Below are 20,414 nucleotides of genomic sequence, written 5' to 3'. Positions count from 1 at the left end.
ACGCGTCCCCCCAGCCCCGACCGACCAAAACAACAAAGACAGAGAACAAGAAATGCTGCGATCCCTCAACAGCCGCGCCGCGCTGATCGTCACCCTCTCGGCCGCCGGCATCCTCATGGTCACGATGGGCGCGCGCCAGTCGCTGGGCCTCTTCGTGTCGCCGCTCAACACCTCCACCGGGCTCGGCATCGCGACGATCAGCTTCGCGCTCGCCGTCGGCCAGTTCATGTGGGGCGCGATCCAGCCCGTCGCCGGCGCCTTCGCCGACCGCTACGGCGCGGCCAAGGTGCTGGTGTGGGGCCTCGTGATTCTTGCGCTCGGCAGTGCGCTCACGCCCTTCATGGGCTCGGGCTTCGGGCTGGTCGTGTCGCTGGGCCTGCTCTCGGCGATGGGGGCCGGCGCGGGCAGCTTCTCGGTGCTGATCGGCGCCGCCGCGCAGCGCCTGCCGCTGGAGGCGCGCGGCACCGCGTCGGGCGTCATCAACGCCGGCGGCTCCTTCGGCCAGTTCGTGTTCGCGCCGGTGCTGCAGAAGCTGATCCAGTCCGTCGGCTGGATGGGCGCGATGTGGTCGCTCGCGCTGATGACGCTGGCGGCGCTGCCGCTCGTGCGCGTGCTGGTCGATCCGAAGCACGCGACGCATCACCACGGCGCGCACGAGGACGCCGGCCTGTGGCGTACCGTGCGCCAGGCGATGGGCGACCGCAGCTACCTGCTGCTGCACGCGGGCTTCTTCACCTGCGGCTTCCACATCGCCTTCCTCGTCACGCACCTGCCGGGCGAAGTCGACCTGTGCGGCCTGCCGCCGACGGTCGCCAGCTGGTCGCTGGCGATCATCGGCCTGTCCAACATCGTCGGCAGCCTGTACGCCGGCGCCTCGGTGTCGCGCTACCGCAGCAAGTACGTGCTCGCGGCGATGTACGGCTCGCGCGCGCTGCTCGTCGCGCTCTACCTGATGGCGCCGAAAACCGCGCTGACCTTCTACCTCTTCGCCGCCGGCCTCGGCTTCACCTGGCTCGCGACCGTGCCGCCCACCGCGGCGATCGTCGGCAAGCTGTTCGGCATCCGCTACCTCGGCACGCTGTTCGGCCTCACGCTGCTGTCGCACCAGGTCGGCGGCTTCCTCGGCGCCTGGCTGGGCGGCATCGCGATCACGCGCTTCGGCGACTTCTCGTGGATGTGGTACGCGGACATGGCGCTCGCGACGATGGCGGCCATCGTTAACCTGCCGATCCGCGAGGCGCCGATACTGCGCCCGGCCGCGCAGCCCGCCTGATCGCACTCGTCGACACGAAAATGGCCGCCTCGATGGGCGGCCATTCTGGCGTTCGCCGCACCGGATAAGCCCGGCGCGGCGCGCATCGCTCCTCGATGCGGTACGCGTTCAGCCGATCCGGATCGGCACGAAGATGCGCGCGCCGCCGCGCTGGATCAGCAGCGCGAAGCGGTTGCCGGCCTTTTCCATCATCTGGCGGAAGGCCTGCACCGTCGTCACCGGCTGGTTGTTGACGGCCAGCACGACGTCGCCCTGCTGCAGCCCCGCCTGCGCCGCGGGGCCGTTGACGCGCTCGACCAGCAGGCCGCCGCGCACGCCGAGCTGCGCCGCCTCCTCGTTCGTCAGCGCCCGGCCCGCCAGGCCGAGCTTGCCGCCGGCATCCTCGCCGCGCGGCTTGTCGCCCCCGCCGCCCGGCGTCTCGGCCAGCGTCTCGGAACCCATCTCGCCGAGCGTCGCGCTGACGGTGCGGCTCTTGCCGTCGCGCCAGATCTCCAGCTTCACGGTCGTGCCGGGCCGCTTGTCGCCGATGATGCGCGGCAGGTCGGCGGAATCGCCGACGCTCGTGCCATCGACGCCGAGCACCACATCGCCCGCCTTGAGCCCGGCCTTGTCGCCCGCGCTGTCGGGCTCCACGTTCGAGATCAGCGCGCCGCGCGGTTCGGACAGGCCGAAGGACTGCGCCAGTTCCCTGTCCAGGCCCTGGATCGTCACGCCCAGCTTGCCGCGCTGCACGCGGCCGTACTTGACGATCTGGTCCTTGACCTTCAGCGCCACGTCGATCGGGATCGCGAACGAGATGCCCATGAAGCCGCCCGAGCGCGAGTAGATCTGCGAGTTGATGCCGATCACCTCGCCCGAGAGGTTGAACAGCGGCCCGCCCGAGTTGCCGGGGTTGATCGCGACGTCGGTCTGGATGAAGGGCACGTAGTTCTCGTCCGGCAGGCGGCGTGCCTTGGCCGAGATGATGCCGGCGGTGACGGTGTTGTCGAAGCCGAACGGCGAGCCCACGGCGACCACCCATTCGCCGACGCGCGAGCGATCGGCGTCGCCCATGCGCACGGTCGGCAGCCCGGTGGCGTCGATCTTCAGCAGCGCGATGTCGGTGCGCTTGTCGGTGCCGACCACCTTGGCCTTGAAGTCGCGCTTGTCGATCAGCTTCACCGTCACCTCGGTCTCGCCCTCGCCGACGACGTGCGCGTTCGTCAGCACGTAGCCGTCGCTGCTGATGATGAAGCCCGAGCCGACGCCGCGCTGCGCGCGCGGGCCGCGGTTGCCGTGTCCCGGCTGGCCGGGCTGGCCCGGCAGCGGCACGCCGAAGCGGCGCAGGAAGTCGTAGAAGGGGTCGTCGGGCGACAGGCCCGGGATCTCCTCGCCGCCGCTCGGGCGCGCCTTCTCCTTCTGGGTGACGGCGATGTTCACCACGGCGGGACCGACCTGTTCGACGAGATCGCCGAAATCCGGCAGGCCGAAGCGGTTCGATTGGGCCGCCTGCGCCGCCGTCACCGGATTCGCGGCGAGTGCCGCGGGCACCCCGAAGCCGTCGCCGAAGGCGGCGCCGACGCCCATCGCCAGGGCAGTCACGAGAATGGTCTTGCGCATGTTGTGTTTTTCCCCTGAATGATCGTCAATCGTCACGTAGACGCAGACAGGCCGCGGGCGTTCCCGACCGCGCCATGCACGACAGATTGGGGTGGGGCGCGCCGGCGACAAGTCCGGCGCGTGCACGACGGGCGCACCGTGTCAGAAGCGCGCCGACACCTGCAACATCACCTGCGGGTCGAGGCGATTGACCGGCTCGTCGCTACCGGACGCCTGCTGCACCGGGAAGTTCGCCAGCTCCTGATGGCGTCCGAACAGGTTCAGGCCGGTGAGCCGCACTTCGACGCTCTGTCCGCCCTCGAGGTGGAACTCGCGCGCGATGCTCGCGTCCAGCGTCGTGTAGTCCGGCACCGTGTAGCGGAAATCCGGCGAGAAGCCGGTGCCCGCGCGCACCGGGCCGACATGCAGCAGCGTCAGCGCGCTCTGCCACGCCCCCATGCGCTGCAGCCAGGTGACGCTGGCGGAATACGGCGGAGTGCTCTCCTCGGTGCCGTCGTCGCCCGCGCGTGCACGCATCAGCGTGTGGCGCAGCAGCAGCTTGCCGTCCTGCCACGGCCTGAAGTCGAACTGCGTCTCGACGCCTTCGAGGCGAACCGTGCCCTGGGCATTTGTCCATTGTGACGGCGGCAAGATCGTTTTCGGGACGAGTGCAGGTAGTGAGTTCGATGCCTGTTCGCGCTGAATCTGGTCGCGAATGCGTTCGTGGAACACGCGCACGTCGAGGCTGCCCTGCAGTGCCGCAAAGCGGCGTGCATAACCAAGTTCGAACGCGTCGAGTCGCGACGGATCAATCCCTTCATTGGGAACGAAGCGGTGCTGGAGCAGCCCGAGGACAGGGTGGATAATGCGCACGTCGCTGTGGCGCCCGAAGACCCCGGGATTGCGCCACGCGCGCGCGTAGCCGGCGCGCCAGGTCTCTGTCTCGTTCGGCAGCCAGTTGAGGAACACGCGCGGAGAGAGGCGGGTGCGGTCGTTCTGGAAGCGCTCGGCCATGGCGCCGAAGTTCCACTGCCACTGTGGCGCCGCCCGCCATTCGACGTTTGCGAACAGGCGACGGCTTTCTTCTGTCGGATCGGAACGGCCGAAGAAGATGAAGGGCGCATGGACCCGGTCGCGCCGCCACTCGGCCCCCCAGCTCAGCCGCAGGCCATCTCGCGGCGTGAGGTTGTGCTGGAATTCGAGGTTCTGCCGCCGCGTCGTGAAGCTGTCGTTCACCGGGATCGAGAACGGGCCGCCGGGAAAGCTCAAGCGGCCGTTGTCGATCGCCCACTCGTTGCGCGTGCGTTCGTAGGCGTAATAGCCCGACAGCAGGAACTCCTCGTCCGGGCTGACGGCATGGCGCCAGCGCAGGTGACCGAAGTGCTCGCGCGTGTCCATGTCGCGCTCGGGATGCGAGTTGAACGGCGTGTCCGGGTAACCCGTACCCCGCTCGATGTCGGTCAGCCCGGCGAGCAGGGTCAGTTCGTCGTGCTCGCCCATCTGCAGGTCGCTGCGCAGGCTCACGCGGTGGCGGTCACGGCTGTCGTTCAGGTCGTGCACACCCTCGTCGCGCAAGTGCTGCGCCGTGATGCGCAGGCCCAGCGGTCCGGAGCGCGCGACGACGCGGCCGCTGACTTCCGAATATTCGCCCGTGCCGCCCGCGACCGAGACCGTCGCGCCGCGCTCCTCGGCGGTGTGGCGCGTGATGATGTTCACCACGCCCATGTACGCGTTCGTGCCATACGAAGCCGCATCGGTACCGCGCACGACCTCGATGCGCTCGATGTCCTCGATCGCCAGCGGGAAGGAATTGCGTCCGAAGCTGCCGAAATAGGCCGCGCTCACCGAGCGCCCGTCGACGAGGATCTGCAGTTCCTGCGGGGAATCACGATTCGGCCCGTGGTAGCTCACCCACTGCTCGCTGCCGCGCTCCTTTGCCACCATCATGCCCGGCACCAGGCGCAGCAGGCGGTCCAGGCTGCGGTAGCCGGTCGCGCGGATCGTCTCGCGATCGAGCACCGTCAGCGCCGCGGGCACTTCGTTCTGCGGCCGCGGCATGCGCGAGACGGTGAGCACGACCGGCAGCGAATCGAAATAGCTCGCCTCCGAAGCCTGCGGCTCCGGAGCAAACTCCGGCTCCATGCCGGACTGGGCCGCCGAGAAGGAAGGGCACGCAGCAATCGAAGCCGCGGCCACGGCGCAAAGTGATAGGCGGAAAGTCATAGTTGGTTCTTGTTTGATGCCGCGCGGGTACTGAGCATTGCAGCGATGAGAGTATAAGGGCGTGCGGCGCTTTCGGGGTCCCCGAGGTACCCTCGCAGTGCCCACGCGGAGTAACATCTACCGCGCATGCCATTGCCGACCGTGCCGCCATGACCCTGACCGATCTCCGCTACCTCATCGCCCTCGCCCACGAGCGCCACTTCGGCCGCGCCGCGGAGAAGTGCCACGTCAGCCAGCCGACGCTGTCGGTCGCGGTCAAGAAGGTCGAGGACGAGCTCGGCGTGCAGCTCTTCGAGCGCAGCGCGACCGAGGTCAAGATCACCTCCACCGGCCAGCGCATCGTCGCGCAGGCCGAGAAGGTGCTGATGGAAGCGGCGCAGATCCAGGAGATCGCCGCCGCCGGCAAGGATCCTCTGTCGGGGCCGCTGCGCCTGGGCGTCATCTACACGATCGCGCCCTACCTGCTGCCGCGGCTCATCCCGCGCGTGCACAAGCTCGCACCGCGCATGCCGCTGATCATCCACGAAAACTACACGACGCGGCTGCTCGAGGCGCTCAAGCGCGGCGAACTGGACGTCATCGTGTTGTCGCTGCCGTTCGAGGAGGCCGGCGTCGTCGCCCAGCCCGTCTATGACGAACCCTTCCGCGTGCTGATGCCGGTGAGCCACCCCTGGACCGAAGCCGAGCACATCGATCCCGACAAGCTCGCCGACGACCAGCTGCTGCTGCTCGGCGCCGGCAACTGCTTCCGCGACCAGGTGCTCGAAGTCTGCCCGCACTGCCGCAGCGTCAGCGGCCTGCAGCGCACGCTGGAAGGCAGCTCGCTGGAAACGATCCGCCACATGGTCGCGACCGGCCTCGGCGTCACGGTGCTGCCCAGCACCGCCGCCGACGACCTGCCGGCGCAGAACGCGCTCGTCGCCGTGCGGCCCTTCTCCGAGCCCGAACCCTCGCGTCGCGTCGCGCTCGCGTGGCGCGTCACCTATCCGCGCAGCGGCGCGATCGACGTCCTGCGCACGGCCATCCTCGAAAGCGACCTGCCCGGCGTGCGCCCGATCGGCCGTGTCGCGCCGCTGGAGGCCGTGGAGACCTGAGCCGCGCGCGCCGGCCGCCGCCGGCGTGACCGATTGCCGCACCCCGCCGCACGGCGGGCTATAGTTTGAAGGCAGGCTTTACCGGGGAATCGCCGTGGCTGCTCCGCTCCTGATCGTCGGCACCGGCCTCGCCGGCTACGCGCTGCTGCGCGCGGTGCGCCAGCTCGACCGCCACCGCGAGATCTGCATGATCGACGCGGACGCCGCCGCGGCCTACTCCAAGAGCCAGCTGCCGGACGGGCTCGCGCACGGACGCGATGCGGGCGAACTGGTGATCGCCACGGCCGAACAGATGGCCTACCGGTTCGAGGCGACGATCACGCCGCGCCGCCGCGCGCTCGTGCTCGATCCGCAGCGTCGCATCCTGCGCACCGACAACCCCGCCCAGGCCGAGCAGCCCTGGTCGCAGCTCGTCATCGCCACCGGCGCCGAGGCGATCCGTCCGGCCAATGTGCGCGGCAGCGGCGCCGCCGCCATACTCACCGTCGGCAGCCTCGCCGAGTACGCCTACCTGCGCACCCAGCTGTCCGGACGCCGCCGCGTCGCGGTGATCGGCGGCGGCATCTCCGGCTGTGAACTGGCCGAAAGCTTCAAGCGCGGCGGTTGCGAGGTCGTCCTGCTGGAGCCGGGCAACCGCCTGCTCGGCCGCGCCTGCCCCGCGCTGTGCGGGCAGCGCGTCGCCGAGGCGCTCGCCGCGGCCGGTGTGCGGGTGCGCCTGGAGGACGGGGTGCAGCGCATCGACCACGGCCTGCACGACCTCGAGCTCACGACCCTGGGCGGCCATGCCTTGCCGGTCGATGTCGTCGTCGCCGCGCTGGGCACCCGTCCGCGCGTGCAGCTGGCGCGAGCGGCCGGACTCGATGTCGCGACCGGCATCGTGGTCGACCACGGGCTGCGCACCTCGGTCGAGGGGATTTTCGCGCTGGGTGCGTGTGCCGAGCTGGGCGGGCGGCTGTTCGCGCTCGGGGAAGACATCGAAAACGGCGCCCACGTCCTCGCCGACGTGCTCGGCGGGCGCGCCACGCGCATGCGCTGGACGCCGCGCGTGCAGCACCTCAACCTCGCATGCTGTCCGGTTGCGCTCTGCGAGCCGCCGCCGGTCGCCGGCGAATGGCACGAATCGGCGACCGCGCGCGGCGTGCGCGCGCTGTTCCACGACCGTTCCGGCGCCCTGCGCGGTTTTGCGCTGGTCGGCGAGCCCGCCGGCGAAGCGAGCCGCCTGCTGGGCCGCGTCGTGCGCTGAACGCGCGATTCGCAACGCCGCCCGGGCGGCGCCGCGCTCAGGCTTCCTTGCGTGTCCGTGGGCCGGCCTTGCGGGCGGCCGGCTTCGCGGCGGCCTTGTCCGTCGCCTCGGCCGCTGCCGCGCCTTCCTTGGCTGCGCCGTCGCCCGCCTTGCCCTTGGCCCCGGCCTTCGGCGCCTTGGGTTCGAACTCGAAGCCGACCTTGCCGTCCGCGCCGCGCACGAGGAAGGCGGAGAACTTGCGCTTGGTGCGCGTCGACACGAAACCCTTGAGCAGGTCCGTGCGCCCATCCGCGAGCAGCTTCGTCATCTGCTCGCGCTCGACCGGCTGCTGCAGGATCACCTTGCCGGAGCGGAAATCGCAGGATTTCTCCGGCCCCACCGACTTCTCGCACACGTAGGCCATGCCGTGCTCGAACACGCGCGACGCGCATTTCGGGCACGCGCCGAGCGCCTCCTGGCCGGAGAAGTCGACCGCCTCCGCGCCCTCGCCGTCGTCCTTCGGCTGGCCGAAGTCGAACTCGGGCTGCTTGTCGTCGTTGAGGCGGATCTCGGCGTTGAAGAGCCGCCCCATCTTGCTGCGGAAGCCCATCAGCGGGCCGATGCGCCCGGTCGACAGCAGCGTCTCGATCTCGTCGATCTCGAACTGGCGCCCGGCGACGATCTTCCACGCGCTCCAGTCGCAGGCCTGGCAGGCGAACTTCTTGTAGTTCTCCTTCACCACGCCGCCGCACTTCGGGCACGGCGCCTTCAGCGTCGCGAAGTCGCCCGGCACGGTGTCGGACTCGTAGCGCTTGGCGCGCTCGACGACTTCGCGCGCCATCTCGGCGATCTCGCGCATGAATTCGGGGCGCGACAGCTGGCCGCGCTCCATCTGTGCGAGCTTGTGCTCCCACTCACCGGTGAGTTCCGGCGAGGTCAGCGCGGAGACGTCGAGGCCCTTCAGCAGCGTGATCAGCGAGAACGCCTTCGCACTCGGGATCAGCTCGCGCCCTTCGCGGTGGATGTACTGCTCGGCGATCAGGCCCTCGATGATCTGCGCGCGCGTCGCCGGCGTGCCGAGGCCGCGCTCGCCCATCGCGGCGCGCAGTTCCTCGTCGTCCACCATCTTGCCCGCGCCTTCCATTGCGGAGAGCAGCGTCGCTTCGTTGTAGCGCGCAGGCGGCTTGGTGACGAGGCTCTTCACGAGGATGTCGTCGGTCGACACCGTCTCGTTCGGCTGCACCGCGCACAGCTGCGCGCCGCCGCTCTTGTCCTCGTCGTCGTCCTTGACGCCTTCCTTGCCGTACACCGCGAGCCAGCCCGCATTCACGAGCACCTTGCCCTCGGTCTTGAAGGCTTCACCTTCCACACGCGTGATGCGGGTCGTCACGCGGTATTCGGCCGCCGGGTAGAACACCGACAGGAAGCGCTTCGTCACCAGGTCGTAGATCTTGTGCTCGGCTTCCGACAGGCTCTTCGGCAGCGTGCCGGTCGGGATGATCGCGAAGTGGTCGGAGATCTTCGCGTTGTTGAAGATGCGCTTGTTGGGCTTCACCCAGCCCTGCTTCGCGATCTCGTCCGCGAACGGCGCGTAGGCGTCCGGCAGCGCCCGCATCACGTCCTTCACGGCGCCGACGTAGTCCTCGGGCAGTGCGCGTGCGTCGGTACGCGGGTAGGTCAGCACCTTGTGCTTCTCGTACAGCGCCTGCGCGATCTGCAGCGTCACCCGCGCGGAGAAGCCGAAGCGGCCGTTGGCTTCGCGCTGCAGGCTGGTGAGGTCGAAGAGCAGCGGCGAGAGCTGCGTCGACGGCTTGGATTCCTCGCTGACCTGGCCCGGCTTGCCGTCGCACTTGGCCTTGATCGCTTCGGCCCGGGCCTTGTCCCACAGGCGGAAGGCGGTCGCGTGCTCGTCGCCTTCGGGTTTCTTGAACTTCTCGTCGAACCAGCGCCCGGCGTAGCTGCCGGCCTGGCAGCCGAAGGAGGCTTCCAGCTCCCAGTAGTCGCGCGGCTTGAACTGGCGGATCTTCTGCTCGCGCTCGACCACGATCGCCAGCGTCGGCGTCTGCACGCGCCCGACGGTGGTCAGGTGGAAGCCGCCGGTCTTGGAGTTGAACGCGGTCATCGCGCGCGTGCCGTTGATGCCGATCAGCCAGTCGCTCTCGGCGCGGCACACGGCGGCCTGGCGCAGGCCCTCGACGTCCTGCGCGGCGCGCAGATGGGCGAAGCCCTCGCGGATCGCCGCCGCCGTCATCGACTGCAGCCACAGGCGGCGCACCGGCTTGTCGGTCTTCGCGTGCTGCGCGATGAAGTTGAAGATCAGCTCGCCCTCGCGCCCCGCGTCGCAGGCGTTGATGAGGCCGGTGACGTCCTTGCGCTTGATCAGCCGCGTCAAGAGTTTCAGGCGGTCGTCGGTCTTCTCGATGGGCTTCAGCGCGAACTGCGGCGGGATCACCGGCAGGTGGGCGAAGGTCCATTTGCCGCGCTTGACTTCGTACTCGTCGGGCACCACCAGCTCGAGCAGGTGGCCGACCGCCGACGACAGCACATAGTCGTCGGACTCGAAGTAGTCCTTTTCCTTCGTGAAGCCGCCCAGCGCGCGGGCGATGTCCTGCGCGACCGAAGGTTTCTCCGCGATGATCAGTTGCTTGCTCATGCCGCTGGGCCGCCTTGGAAAGCCCTGGAGGCTTTCATGTATGGGGTGATCGAGCGGCGCATGATAAGCAGCCCGCCGTCAAGGGCGCAAGCGCAGCGGGTGCGCCTAGTTCGGCAATTGCCCGGCGTCTTCGCCCTCTTCGCCGAGCAGTTCGTCGATGATCAGGCTGTCGAGCGGCAGTTCGCGCTGCCACAGCACCATCAGCACGATCACCTTGAGCCGCGTGAGGCTGACGCTCAATCCGCTCAGCGCGAGGGTGCGTTCGATGATGATCTCGCGCGTCGCGGCATCGAGGGCGCCGGCGCCTTCGAGGAAGGCGAGAAAGCCGCGGCATTCGGTGTTCAGCCGCGCTTCCTCCTCGGCCGCATACACGCGGAAGGCACCCGCTGCGGGCGTCGTCGCGAGCGGCGAGGCGTCGGAGATGCTGCGCAGGCCCGAGAGCCAGTCGAGGGCTTCGGTGATCTCATCCTCCTCGAAACCGGCCGCCGAGAGCTTGCGGGCGAGCTGGTCGATTTCGGGGCAGGCGGCGGCGTGAACGTAGTTCTCGAAGAGGTATACAAGGATGTCGAACATGGCGGCACACCGGCAGGTCAATGGCGCTGGAAGCGTCCGCCGGGGAGTCGGCTGACTCGCCCGTCGAGTTCCAGTGTCAGCAGAATGGCGTAGAGCGCATCGAGCGTCAAGCCGCTGCGTGCCGCCAGGCTGTCGATGTCCAGCGGGTCGTGACCCAGTGCGGCGAGCACGGTGGCGTGCTGCGGCGGCAGGTCCGTTTCGGGTTCGGGTTCGGGTGCGGTGAACAGCGCCTGCGACGCGGCGCCCGCCGCGTGGCTGCGTCCCCGCGCCGTGCCGCGGGCGCGGGGCGGCACGGCGGCGGGGGCTGCGGCCGGCCGGCCCCACGCGAGTTCGTCGAGCACGTCGGCCGCGGTCTCGACCAGCTTGGCGCCGTCGCGGATCAGGCGGTGGCAGCCGCGCGCGAGCGGCGAATGGATGGAGCCGGGGATCGCGAACACTTCGCGGCCGCAGTCGGTCGCGAGCCGTGCCGTGATCAGCGAGCCGCTGCCGACGGCCGCCTCGACGACCAGCACGCCACGCGAAAGGCCGGCGATGAGGCGGTTGCGGCGCGGGAAGTTGTGCGGCAGCGCGGGCGTGCCGAGCGGCAGCTCGCTGACGATGGCGCCCTGCCGCACGATCTCGCGGGCGAGCGACTGATGGCGCGCGGGATAGACGCGGTCGGCGCCGGTGCCGATGACCGCCACCGTCCGGCCGTTTTCCTGCGCGAGGGCGCCCTGGTGCGCGGCCGCGTCGATGCCCAGCGCGAGCCCGCTGACGATCGTGAGCCCGGCCGCGGCAAGGCTTTCGGCAAAGGCCCGGGCATTGGCGACACCGCCCGGCGTCGCGGAGCGCGCGCCGACGATCGCGAGCGCGGGCGACGCCAGCAGCGCCGGATCGCCTTTCACGTACAGCAGGACCGGCGGATCGGGGATTTCGAGCAGGCCGCGCGGGTAGGCGGCGTCAGCGAGCGTGAGGATGTGGTTGCCGGGCTCGCCCGCCCATGCGAGGGCCGCGTCGATGCGCGCCTGCTCGGGGGCGGCGAGCAGCAGGTCGGCGGTTTCGGCGCCGACGACCGCCGTGATCGCGCTGCGCCCGGCGGCGAAGATCCGCGCGGGCAGGCCGAAGGCCGCGAGCAGGCTGCGCTGCCGCTCGGGGCCGATGCCGGGGAGGAGGGTCAGCCGCAGCCAGGCGGCGAGATCGTCCTCCACGCGCGTGCCCGTCAGGGCTTGTGCACGCTGTCGCCGACCGTCACCTGGCCGTCGGTTTCCATCACCAGCGCGTAGGACACGCGGTCGAAGACGCGGAACACGAAGGCGAGGCCGTAGCGCTTTTCCGGCAGCGCGTAGGCTTCCTTGTTGCCGTCGTCATCCTTGTAGACGACCGAACCGCGGTTGCGGTGCAGCGCCAGCACGGTGCCGCGATCGACGCCTTCGCGTGCGCCGACGTTGAGCGTGACGACATGGTTGCGGCCGGTTTCCGAGACGCCACGGTAGATGCCGATCAGGCGCCCGGCGACGTCGGCTGCCGGCGGATGCGGAACGAACGAGAAGACTTCGGGCCGGTCGCTGGCGAGGAGGCGGTCGCCGGTGCCGATCTCCTCGACGGCGCTGAGGATCTCGAGCGTGGCGGGGGTGCCGTTCTCGGTGACGCGCGCGGCGCCGAGATAGGCGGCCTCGTAGCCGAGCACTTCCCGGGTCACCGGATCGACCAGCGGCTTGGCCGGGCGCAGGACCTGCCACACCTTCTGGTCGTCCCGGATGTTCTTGGCGAAGATCGTGTCGCCGGGGCCCATGAAGACGCGGCTGGTCTCGGTCGCGACCACGGTGCCGGCGTCGGCCAGGCGCGCTTCGTCGAGGACCAGCGGCTTCGTCAGGAAGGGCTCGATGTCCTGCATCGGGATGCTGGTGACGGCGTCCTTGAGGTCTTCGTTATAGACCTGCGGCTGCAGCTTCTGGTCGCCGACGCGGCGGCCGATCGAGAGATAGGGGCCGCTGCGGTCGAGCACGATGATCTGGCCGGGATAGATCAGGTGCGGGTTGCGGATCTGGTCGCGGTTGAGGCGCCAGACTTCGGGCCAGCGCCAGGGTTCCTTGAGGAACTTCCCGGAAATGCCCCACAGCGTGTCGCCGCGCACGACGGTGTGGCTGTCGGGCGCATCGTCGGCGATGGCGGCCGGGGCTGCGAGGGCGGGCGTGCCGAGAAGGGTCGCAACGCTGAAGAGGAGAGGGAATATAATGCGGGTCATCGCTCGCTTCCGATTGGGACGAACCGGACTTCTCGCTACCGGAACGCCTTCCGCCGGTCGAGGATCCAATCCGCAGACTCGATTCGAATGCCGGGGCGACCCCGACAGCATGCCAAAGCACTTGAAATTCTGCACGTAATGACTTAACCCGGCAAGCATTTATGGCGCTACTACCGATCCTCCGTTATCCCGACCCCCGTTTGCATAAACGCGCCGCTCCGGTCGCGCAGGTGGACGAGTCGATCCGCCAGCTCGTCAAGGACATGGCCGAGACGATGTACGAGGCGCCCGGCATCGGGCTGGCGGCGACCCAGGTCGATGTGCACCAGCGCGTGGTGGTGATCGACGTCAGCGAGGACCGCTCCGACCTGCGCGTCTTCATCAACGCCGAAATCCTCGAGAAGTCCGGCGAGCATATCGGCGAGGAAGGCTGCCTGTCGGTGCCCGGCATCTACGAGAAGGTGTGCCGCGCCGAGCGCGTGCGCGTGAAGGCGCTCGACGCCGACGGCAAGCCCTTCGAGCTGGAGACCGACGGCCTGCTGGCGGTATGCATACAGCATGAGCTCGATCACCTCGAAGGCAAGGTCTTCGTCGAATACCTGTCGCCGCTCAAGCTCAACCGCATCAAGACGCGCCTCGCGAAGAAAGCGCGGATCACCGCGTGAGCGCCGCGCCCGGGAGTAGCCCGCTGCGCGTCGCCTTCGCGGGCACGCCGGAGTTCGCCGCCGCGGCGCTGGAGGCGATCCTCGCCGCGGGCTTCGAGGTGCCGCTGGTGCTGACCCAGCCGGACCGTCCCGCCGGGCGCGGCATGAAGCTCAGCGCGAGTGCGGTGAAGCAGGTGGCGCTGGCGCACGGCATCGCCGTCGACCAGCCGGAGAAGCTGCGCACCGACGCGCAGCGCGCCGCGCTCGCCGCGTGTGCGCCGGACATCCTCGTCGTCGCGGCCTACGGCCTGCTGCTGCCGCGCGCGGTGCTCGAGCTGCCGCGCCTGGGCTGCATCAACATCCACGCGTCGCTGCTGCCGCGCTGGCGCGGCGCCGCGCCGATCCATCGCGCGATCGAGGCGGGCGATGCGGAGACCGGCATCACGATCATGCAGATGGACGAGGGCCTCGACACTGGTGCGATGCTGATGAAGCGTGCGCTGGCGATCGCGCCCGAGGACACGACCGCGACGCTGCACGACCGCCTCGCCGCGCTGGGTGCGGAGATGGTCGTCGCGGCGCTGCGCGCGCTGCCGCAGGGCGGCTTGCAGGCCGAGGTGCAGCCGGAGGCCGGCGTGACCTACGCGGCGAAGATCGGCAAGGCCGAGGCCGCGATCGACTGGCGCCGGCCGGCGCTGGAGATCGCGCGCGCGGTGCGCGCCTTCAATCCTTTCCCGGGCGCGGTCGGGACGCTGCGCGACGTGCCGGTGAAGGTGTGGCGCGCGGAGCCTGCCGCGGGAACGGGCGCACCGGGCACGGTGCTGTCGGCGGACGACGCCGGGGTCGTCGTCGCGTGCGGCGAAGGCGCGCTGCGCCTCGTCGAACTGCAGAAACCCGGCAGCCGGCGCATGCCGGTCGGGGAATTTCTGCGCGGCTTCCCGGTCAGTGCAGGCGAACGCTTCGACGCCGTCGCGGCCTGAGCCATTTCGACCCCCGGCGCGGCCTGCCGGTTGATTCAGGCGCGTTCGGCCCCATCTGGGGTGCTACAAGCCCATTCACTGAGGAAGGAATAACGCACATGTTCGGCAACTGGCTCAAGACCTCGATCCTGATGGCAGGCATCGTCGCCCTGTTCGGTGCCGTAGGGGGCATGCTCGGCGGCAAGCAGGGCATGCTGCTGGCGCTGGTGTTCGGCGGCGCGATGAACGTGTGGGCCTACTGGTTCTCCGACAAGATGGTGCTGCGCATGTACAACGCGCGCGAAGTCGATGCGACCAGCTCGCCCTATCTGTACAACATGGTGCAGGGACTCGCGCAGCGCGCCGGGCTGCCGATGCCCAGGGTGTACATCATCGACGAGGAGCAGCCGAACGCGTTCGCGACCGGCCGCAACCCGGAGCACGCGGCGGTCGCGGCGACCACCGGCATCATCCGCATGCTGTCCGAGCGCGAGCTGCGCGGCGTGATGGCGCACGAGCTGGCGCACGTGCAGCACCGCGACATCCTGATCTCGACGATCTCGGCGACGGTGGCGGGCGCGATCTCGATGCTGGCGCAGTTCGGCATGTTCTTCGGCGGCAGCCGCGACGACGAGCGGCCGAACCCGGTGCTGTCGATTCTCGTGATGATCCTTGCGCCGCTGGCGGCGATGGTCATCCAGATGGCGATCTCGCGCACGCGCGAATTCGGCGCGGACCGCGGCGGCGCGGAGATCTCGGGCGACCCCGAGGCGCTCGCGAGCGCGCTCACGAAGATCGACGCCTACGCGCGCGGCATCCCGATGCACACTGCCGAGGCGCATCCGGAGACGGCGCAGATGATGATCATGAACCCGCTGTCGGGCGAAGGCCTGCGCGGGCTGTTCTCGACCCACCCGTCGACGCAGGAGCGTGTCGCCCGCCTGCGCGAGATGCTGGTCGCCCGCTAGGCGCGCCCTTTGCCGGCGTCGGGCCGTGCCGCGCATCCCGGAGCGTCGCGGCGCCTGCACTGGACCGAGGCGCTGCGGCGCTCGGTGCGGGCCAAGCTGCTGGCGCTCGTCCTCGCCCCGCTGCTCGTCGGCGTGCCGGTGCTGCTGGGCTTGGTGTGGACCTGGGGCAGCGAGGGCTACGAACGTCTGCTGAACTTCAAGATCGGCTCCGATCTCGTCACCGCGCACGAGTATTTCGACCGCGTGCGTATCGGCGTCGGCAGCGAAGTGCAGACGCTCGCCGAGTCGTACCGCCTGGTCCGGCAGCTCGGCGCGCCGTCGTCCGCGATGTCGGCGCTGCTCGCGGAGCTGGCGCCCGGCGGGCGGCTGGATTTCCTGTTGCTGCTCGATCGCGAAGGCCGCCCGGTGGCGGCGTCGCAGGCGCTGGCGGGCGCGCCGGTGCCGCGTCTCGACTGGCCGGTCGTCGCGTCCGCGCTGCGCGGTGCGGCGCTGACGACGGTCGAACGATTCCCCGTCGAGGCGCTCCAATATCTGTCTCCGGCCCTGCGCGAGCGCGCCTGGCTGCCGCTGGTGGAAACGCGCGCTGCCGCACCCGATGCGCGCACGGCAGAGGACCGGGGACTGGTGATCCACGCCGCCGCACCGGTGTATGACGACAGGCGCAACCTCGTGGGCGTGCTCGAAGGCGGCGTGCTGCTCAATGGCAATCTCGAGATGGTCGACCGCATCAACGCCATCGTCTATCGCGACGGCTCGCTGCCGCTCGGCAGCCGCGGGACGGCCACGTTGTTTCTCGACGACACCCGCATCGCGACCAACGTGCGCCTGTTCGGCGACACGCGGGCGCTCGGGACACGCGTGTCGCAGGCGGTGCGCGAGCGCGTGCTCGGGCACGGCGAGACCTGGCTCGGCACGGCCTTCGTCGTCAATGACGACTACGTGTCGGGTTACGAGCCGATCGCGAACGGCCGTGGCGAGCGCATCGGCATGCTGTACGTGGGCTTCCTCGAAGCGCCTTTCCGCAACGCCGGCCGCATGGCGATGGGGGCGCTGTTCGTGCTGTTCATCGTGATCAGCGCGGCCGGCGCGGTGCTCAGCCTGCGCTGGGCGCGCAGCGTGTTCCGGCCGATCGAGCGCATGAACGCGGTGATCCAGCGCGCCGCGCAGGGCGAGGCCGATGCGCGCGTCGGCGCGGTGGAGAGCCGCGACGAGCTGGGGCGGCTCGCGGGCGAGTTCGACCACCTGCTCGACACGCTGTCGGCCAAGCGCGAGGAACTGGAGCGCTGGGCGGAGGAGCTCGATCGCAAGGTCGCCGAGCGCACCGTGGAGCTGCGCGAGGCGAACGAGACCTTGCGGCGCGCGCAGCAGCAGCTGGTGATGAGCGAGAAGCTCGCGGCGATCGGCGAGCTGACTGCGGGCGTCGCGCACGAGATCAACAATCCGGTCGCGGTGATCCAGGGCAACCTCGACGTGCTGCGCGACCTGCTGGGACCGGCCGCCGAGCCGGTGCGCGAGGAGATCCGCCTGATCCATCAGCAGGCCGACCGCATCCGCCAGATCGTCACCAAGCTGCTGCAGTTCGCGCGCCCCGGCGAGTTCGCCGGCTATGCGGAGGCGGTGGAGGTGAACGAGGTCGTCGCCGACTGCCTGTTCCTGACACAACACAACTTCGACCGCCGCGCGATCGAGGTCGCGACCGATTACCGGGCGACGGCGCGCATCGAGATCAACCGCGGCGAGCTGCAGCAGGTGCTGATCAACCTGATCGTGAACGCCGTGCAGGCCATGCCGGACGGCGGGCGCCTGGGCCTGGCGACGGCGGACTGGCACGAGGAAGGCGAGCCGGTCGGCGCGGTGATCCGGGTGCGCGACAGTGGCCACGGCATCGCGCCGGAGGACCTGTCGCACATCTTCGACCCCTTCTTCACGACCAAGAAGGGTAGCGGCACCGGCCTGGGCCTGTCGATCAGCTACACGATCGTCGAACGCTACGGCGGCCGCATCGCGGTGGACAGCCGGCCCGGCGAAGGCACCGAGTTCGCGCTGTGGCTGAGGCGCGACGCGCGTTACGACGAATCCCCGAGCGCCCCGGGATTTTTGCGGCGCTGGTGAGTCATACTAGGGGCGGTGCCCCTGCGGACTCGGTTATCATCAAAATGTAACTGCGCGCCGAGTGAGCGCGCGCCCCGAGCCACGCCCACGACAAGGACGACGATGCTGCACGAGCGCGACGGCGGAGCGCCGAGCCCTGCCGGCACTCCGGAATTCAACTGGCAGGCGCATTCCATCCTGATCGTCGATGACGAGGAGGGAATGCGCAGCTTTCTCGAGCGCGCGCTGAAGCCGCGCTGCGGGCTGGTCGAGACGGCGCCGGATGCGGAACATGCGATGCGCCTGATGGCGCGCGTGCACTTCGACCTGCTGATCCTCGACATCGCGCTGCCGGGCAAATCCGGCCTCGACTGGCTGCACGAGCTGCGCGAAGCGGGCTTCGCGGGCGACGTGATCCTGATCACCGCCTTCGCCGACCTCGACACCGCGATCAACGCGCTGCGCGGCGGCGCGTCGGACTTCATCCTCAAGCCTTTCCGCGTCGACCAGATCCTCAACGCGATCAAGAACTGCTTCCAGCGCGCCCACCTCGCGCGCGAGAACTTCATCCTGCGCCGCGAGCTGGCGGGCCTGTCGGTGGAAGTCGACGGCCTGGTCGGGCACTCGGCGGCGATGGAGAACCTGCGCGCGGTGCTGCGGCGCGTCGCGCAGACCGCCAGCACCGTGCTGCTGCTGGGCGAATCGGGCACCGGCAAGGAAGTCGCCGCGCGCGCGCTGCATCGCATGAGCCCGCGGGCGCAGCGCCCCTTCGTGCCGGTGAATTGTCCTGCGATCGCTGCGGAGCTGATCGAGAGCGAGCTGTTCGGCCACGTGAAGGGCGCCTTCACCGGCGCGACCGAGAGCCGCAACGGCCTGTTCTACTACGCGCACGGCGGCACGCTGTTCCTCGACGAGATCAGCGAGCTGCCGCTTCCGCTGCAGACGCGGCTGCTGCGCGTGCTCGAGGAGCGCAGGCTGCGGCCGGTCGGGTCCGAGCGCGAAGTGCCGGTGGACGTGCGCATCATCGCCGCGTCGAACCGCGATCTCGCGGCCGAGGTCGCGGCCGGGCGCTTCCGCCAGGACCTGTACTTCCGCCTCGCCGTCGTCGACATCGAGATCCCGCCGTTGCGCGAGCGCGCCGAGGACATCCCCGACCTGATGCGCCATTTCATGAACCTGCTGACCGCGCAGCTGGGTGTCGCGCCGCTGGCGATCACGCAGACGCTGCTCGCCCGCCTCACGGCCTATGGCTGGCCGGGCAACGTGCGCGAGCTGCGCAATTTCGTCGAGCGCTCCCTGATCCTCGACGGTTTCCCGGTCGAGGCGCTCGCGGCGCGCAGCGACACTTTCAGCGGGGTCGATCTGCCGCTCGACGAGGTCGAGAAGCGCCACATCCTCAGGATGCTCGACGCCTGCGGCGGCAACAAGTCGGAAGCAGCGCGGCGCCTGGGGGTGTCGCGCAAGACGCTGGAGCGCAAGTGCGCGGAGTGGGGCGAGTCGGTCGCGTGAGCGCGCACCGACGCCCGTGAGACAGGACAGAGCATTGAAAGTGATCGGATTCGCCGGCTGGTCCGGCAGCGGCAAGACTTCGCTGATCGAGAAGGTCGTCGCGGTGCTCGCCGGGCGCGGCCTCGAGGTGTCGCTGATCAAGCACGCGCATCACAGCTTCGACATCGACCACGAAGGCAAGGATTCGTGGCGTCACCGCGAGGCGGGCTGCCGCGAGGTGCTGATCAGCTCGGGGCGGCGCTGGTCGCTGATGCACGAGCTGCGTGGCGATCCCGAGATGCCGCTGGACGAGCTGCTGCAGAAGCTCTCGCCCTGCGACCTCGTGCTAGTGGAGGGTTTCAAGCGCGCGCCGATTCCCAAGATCGAGGTGCGCCGCACCGTGGTGCGCGAGGCACCGTTCTATCTGAACGACCCGCACGTCGTCGCCGTCGCGACCGACGTCAAACTCGATACCGCGCTGCCGCAGCTGGACATCAACGACCCGCAGGCGGTCGCGGATTTCGTCGTCGATTACGCGTTCAGGATGGCGGCGGTACCGCCATAGAACGCTTGGAGCGTAGTGACGACGAGGGCGCCTGCGGGGCGCCCTCGGTGCTTGTGGGCCTGGAGATCAATGCAGCCGACGTTTCCCGGCGTAGCCAGCGCCGCTGGTCAGTTGATTTCAGTGTCATGCAAACGCTGAAATATAATGACAATGGAGTTATCATCATGCCTTGACCAACCTGCGGGCGAGCAAATTTGCGTAGTAACGAAAATTCTTGACCCAGGCAATTATCGTTACCACAATAAATATGAGCGCGCGCATCGTCTGGGACGAGGTCAAGCGGGAAGGCAACCTGGACAAGCACGGCCTCGATTTCCTCGATGCGGTTCTGGTGCTGGAGAGCCCCTATCGTCTGGACGTGGAGAGTGTGCGCAGCGGAGAGTGCAGGACTCAGTCGTTCGCCTATGTATTCGATGTCCTGGCAGTCCTGACGGTGGTGCATGTCGAGCGCGGCAATGCCCTGCGGATCGTCAGTTTCCGCCCGGCAAGTGAAGAGGAAAGGAGCGCCTATCATGACTGGCTCGAAAACGACTTCGACGACGATTGCCCGGATGCGGGCCGGGCGCGCGCGGGGCGAGAGCAAGACTGATGCGGCGAAGCTTCGCGCCGCCGCGCCCTACGCGTGGGACGGTGAGAACGAGGACGAAAGGCCGTTGACGCGCGAAGAGATGCAGGCGGGCATCGCGGCCTATCGCAGACGGCGCGGTCGGCCGGCGGGCAGCGACAAGGAGTCGACGACCATCCGTCTCGACCGCGACATCCTCGCGGCCTTCCGCGCCAGCGGGCCGGGTTGGCAGACGCGCATGAACGCGGCGCTGCGCGACTGGCTTAAAACGCACACGCCGACGTGACCGGTCGA

17 protein-coding genes are annotated in these 20,414 nt (G+C 69.4%); 11 read left to right on the top strand and 6 right to left on the bottom strand.

The window, feature by feature from the left end; all coding sequences use genetic code 11:
• The first annotated feature begins 52 nt into the window (after positions 1-52).
• A complete protein-coding gene (locus GPA22_RS02490) occupies positions 53-1,273 on the top strand; it encodes an MFS transporter (protein ID WP_169254519.1) in 1,221 nt (406 codons plus the stop codon).
• A gap of 108 nt (positions 1,274-1,381) precedes the next feature.
• Here the strand turns inward: GPA22_RS02490 and GPA22_RS02485 are convergent, their stop codons facing one another.
• Positions 1,382-2,872 (bottom strand): DegQ family serine endoprotease, encoded by a 1,491-nt coding sequence (locus GPA22_RS02485; RefSeq protein ID WP_169254518.1) that lies wholly within the window; start codon positions 2,870-2,872, stop codon positions 1,382-1,384.
• 141 nt (positions 2,873-3,013) lie between these two features.
• Complete coding sequence (locus tag GPA22_RS02480) at positions 3,014-4,993, bottom strand: TonB-dependent receptor plug domain-containing protein (protein ID WP_246264003.1); 1,980 nt, start codon at positions 4,991-4,993, stop codon at positions 3,014-3,016.
• Positions 4,994-5,223: 230 nt separating this feature from the next.
• Here GPA22_RS02480 and GPA22_RS02475 point away from each other — a divergent pair, with 230 nt between their 5' ends.
• A complete protein-coding gene (locus GPA22_RS02475; RefSeq protein WP_169254516.1) occupies positions 5,224-6,168 on the top strand; it encodes a hydrogen peroxide-inducible genes activator in 945 nt (314 codons plus the stop codon).
• Between the two features lie 94 nt (positions 6,169-6,262).
• Positions 6,263-7,411 (top strand): FAD-dependent oxidoreductase, encoded by a 1,149-nt coding sequence (locus GPA22_RS02470; protein ID WP_169254515.1) that lies wholly within the window; start codon positions 6,263-6,265, stop codon positions 7,409-7,411.
• A gap of 37 nt (positions 7,412-7,448) precedes the next feature.
• On the opposite strand, the gene GPA22_RS02465 is transcribed toward GPA22_RS02470, so the two are convergent.
• From GPA22_RS02465 to GPA22_RS02450, 4 genes are all read right to left on the bottom strand, one after another.
• On the bottom strand, positions 7,449-10,043 hold the full coding sequence (locus GPA22_RS02465; protein WP_169254514.1) for a DNA topoisomerase III: 2,595 nt from the start codon (positions 10,041-10,043) through the stop codon (positions 7,449-7,451).
• A gap of 105 nt (positions 10,044-10,148) precedes the next feature.
• Positions 10,149-10,616, bottom strand: a complete 468-nt coding sequence (locus GPA22_RS02460; RefSeq protein WP_169254513.1) for a Smg family protein — start codon at positions 10,614-10,616, stop codon at positions 10,149-10,151.
• A 17-nt stretch (positions 10,617-10,633) separates the two neighbouring features.
• Entirely contained in the window at positions 10,634-11,803 is a 1,170-nt protein-coding gene (gene dprA, locus GPA22_RS02455; RefSeq protein ID WP_169254512.1) for a DNA-processing protein DprA, read from the bottom strand.
• A gap of 11 nt (positions 11,804-11,814) precedes the next feature.
• Entirely contained in the window at positions 11,815-12,840 is a 1,026-nt protein-coding gene (locus tag GPA22_RS02450; protein ID WP_169254511.1) for a LysM peptidoglycan-binding domain-containing protein, read from the bottom strand.
• Positions 12,841-13,001: 161 nt separating this feature from the next.
• Here GPA22_RS02450 and def point away from each other — a divergent pair, with 161 nt between their 5' ends.
• From def to GPA22_RS02410, 8 genes are all read left to right on the top strand, one after another.
• Positions 13,002-13,505 carry a peptide deformylase gene (gene def / locus GPA22_RS02445; RefSeq protein WP_169254510.1) on the top strand — a complete coding sequence of 168 codons (504 nt, stop codon included), beginning with the start codon at positions 13,002-13,004 and terminating at the stop codon, positions 13,503-13,505.
• Positions 13,502-14,464 (top strand): methionyl-tRNA formyltransferase, encoded by a 963-nt coding sequence (fmt, locus tag GPA22_RS02440; RefSeq protein ID WP_169254509.1) that lies wholly within the window; start codon positions 13,502-13,504, stop codon positions 14,462-14,464. Before def ends, fmt begins: the two co-directional genes overlap by 4 nt.
• Before the next feature lie 98 nt (positions 14,465-14,562).
• Positions 14,563-15,411 (top strand): zinc metalloprotease HtpX, encoded by an 849-nt coding sequence (gene htpX, locus GPA22_RS02435; protein WP_169254508.1) that lies wholly within the window; start codon positions 14,563-14,565, stop codon positions 15,409-15,411.
• Positions 15,412-15,420: 9 nt separating this feature from the next.
• Complete coding sequence (locus GPA22_RS02430; protein ID WP_425483938.1) at positions 15,421-17,523, top strand: sensor histidine kinase; 2,103 nt, start codon at positions 15,421-15,423, stop codon at positions 17,521-17,523.
• Positions 17,524-17,625: 102 nt separating this feature from the next.
• Positions 17,626-19,011, top strand: coding sequence for a sigma-54-dependent transcriptional regulator (locus tag GPA22_RS02425; protein WP_169254507.1), 1,386 nt, complete (start codon positions 17,626-17,628; stop codon positions 19,009-19,011).
• Positions 19,012-19,045: 34 nt separating this feature from the next.
• Positions 19,046-19,555, top strand: a complete 510-nt coding sequence (gene mobB, locus GPA22_RS02420) for a molybdopterin-guanine dinucleotide biosynthesis protein B (protein ID WP_169254506.1) — start codon at positions 19,046-19,048, stop codon at positions 19,553-19,555.
• 214 nt (positions 19,556-19,769) lie between these two features.
• On the top strand, positions 19,770-20,144 hold the full coding sequence (locus GPA22_RS02415) for a BrnT family toxin (RefSeq protein ID WP_246264002.1): 375 nt from the start codon (positions 19,770-19,772) through the stop codon (positions 20,142-20,144).
• Entirely contained in the window at positions 20,068-20,406 is a 339-nt protein-coding gene (locus tag GPA22_RS02410) for a BrnA antitoxin family protein (RefSeq protein WP_169254505.1), read from the top strand. The genes GPA22_RS02415 and GPA22_RS02410 overlap by 77 nt, the downstream gene beginning before the upstream one ends.
• The last annotated feature ends 8 nt before the right edge of the window (positions 20,407-20,414 follow it).

The organism is Aromatoleum toluvorans (genome assembly GCF_012910905.1).
Taxonomy (GTDB): Bacteria; Pseudomonadota; Gammaproteobacteria; order Burkholderiales; family Rhodocyclaceae; genus Aromatoleum; species Aromatoleum toluvorans.
Note: the sequence above shows the minus strand (reverse complement) of the source record. Positions and strands in the feature narration are given on the sequence as shown.

Coding starts and splice junctions, on each gene's coding strand:
- GPA22_RS02490 (WP_169254519.1), top strand. CDS start 53: ATGCTGCGATCCCTCAACAGCCGCGCCGCGCTGATCGTCACCCTCTCG.
- GPA22_RS02465 (WP_169254514.1), bottom strand. CDS start 10,043: ATGAGCAAGCAACTGATCATCGCGGAGAAACCTTCGGTCGCGCAGGAC.
- GPA22_RS02485 (WP_169254518.1), bottom strand. CDS start 2,872: ATGCGCAAGACCATTCTCGTGACTGCCCTGGCGATGGGCGTCGGCGCC.
- def (WP_169254510.1), top strand. CDS start 13,002: ATGGCGCTACTACCGATCCTCCGTTATCCCGACCCCCGTTTGCATAAA.
- GPA22_RS02480 (WP_246264003.1), bottom strand. CDS start 4,993: ATGGAGCCGGAGTTTGCTCCGGAGCCGCAGGCTTCGGAGGCGAGCTAT.
- GPA22_RS02475 (WP_169254516.1), top strand. CDS start 5,224: ATGACCCTGACCGATCTCCGCTACCTCATCGCCCTCGCCCACGAGCGC.
- htpX (WP_169254508.1), top strand. CDS start 14,563: ATGTTCGGCAACTGGCTCAAGACCTCGATCCTGATGGCAGGCATCGTC.
- GPA22_RS02450 (WP_169254511.1), bottom strand. CDS start 12,840: ATGACCCGCATTATATTCCCTCTCCTCTTCAGCGTTGCGACCCTTCTC.
- GPA22_RS02410 (WP_169254505.1), top strand. CDS start 20,068: ATGACTGGCTCGAAAACGACTTCGACGACGATTGCCCGGATGCGGGCC.
- GPA22_RS02425 (WP_169254507.1), top strand. CDS start 17,626: ATGCTGCACGAGCGCGACGGCGGAGCGCCGAGCCCTGCCGGCACTCCG.
- GPA22_RS02460 (WP_169254513.1), bottom strand. CDS start 10,616: ATGTTCGACATCCTTGTATACCTCTTCGAGAACTACGTTCACGCCGCC.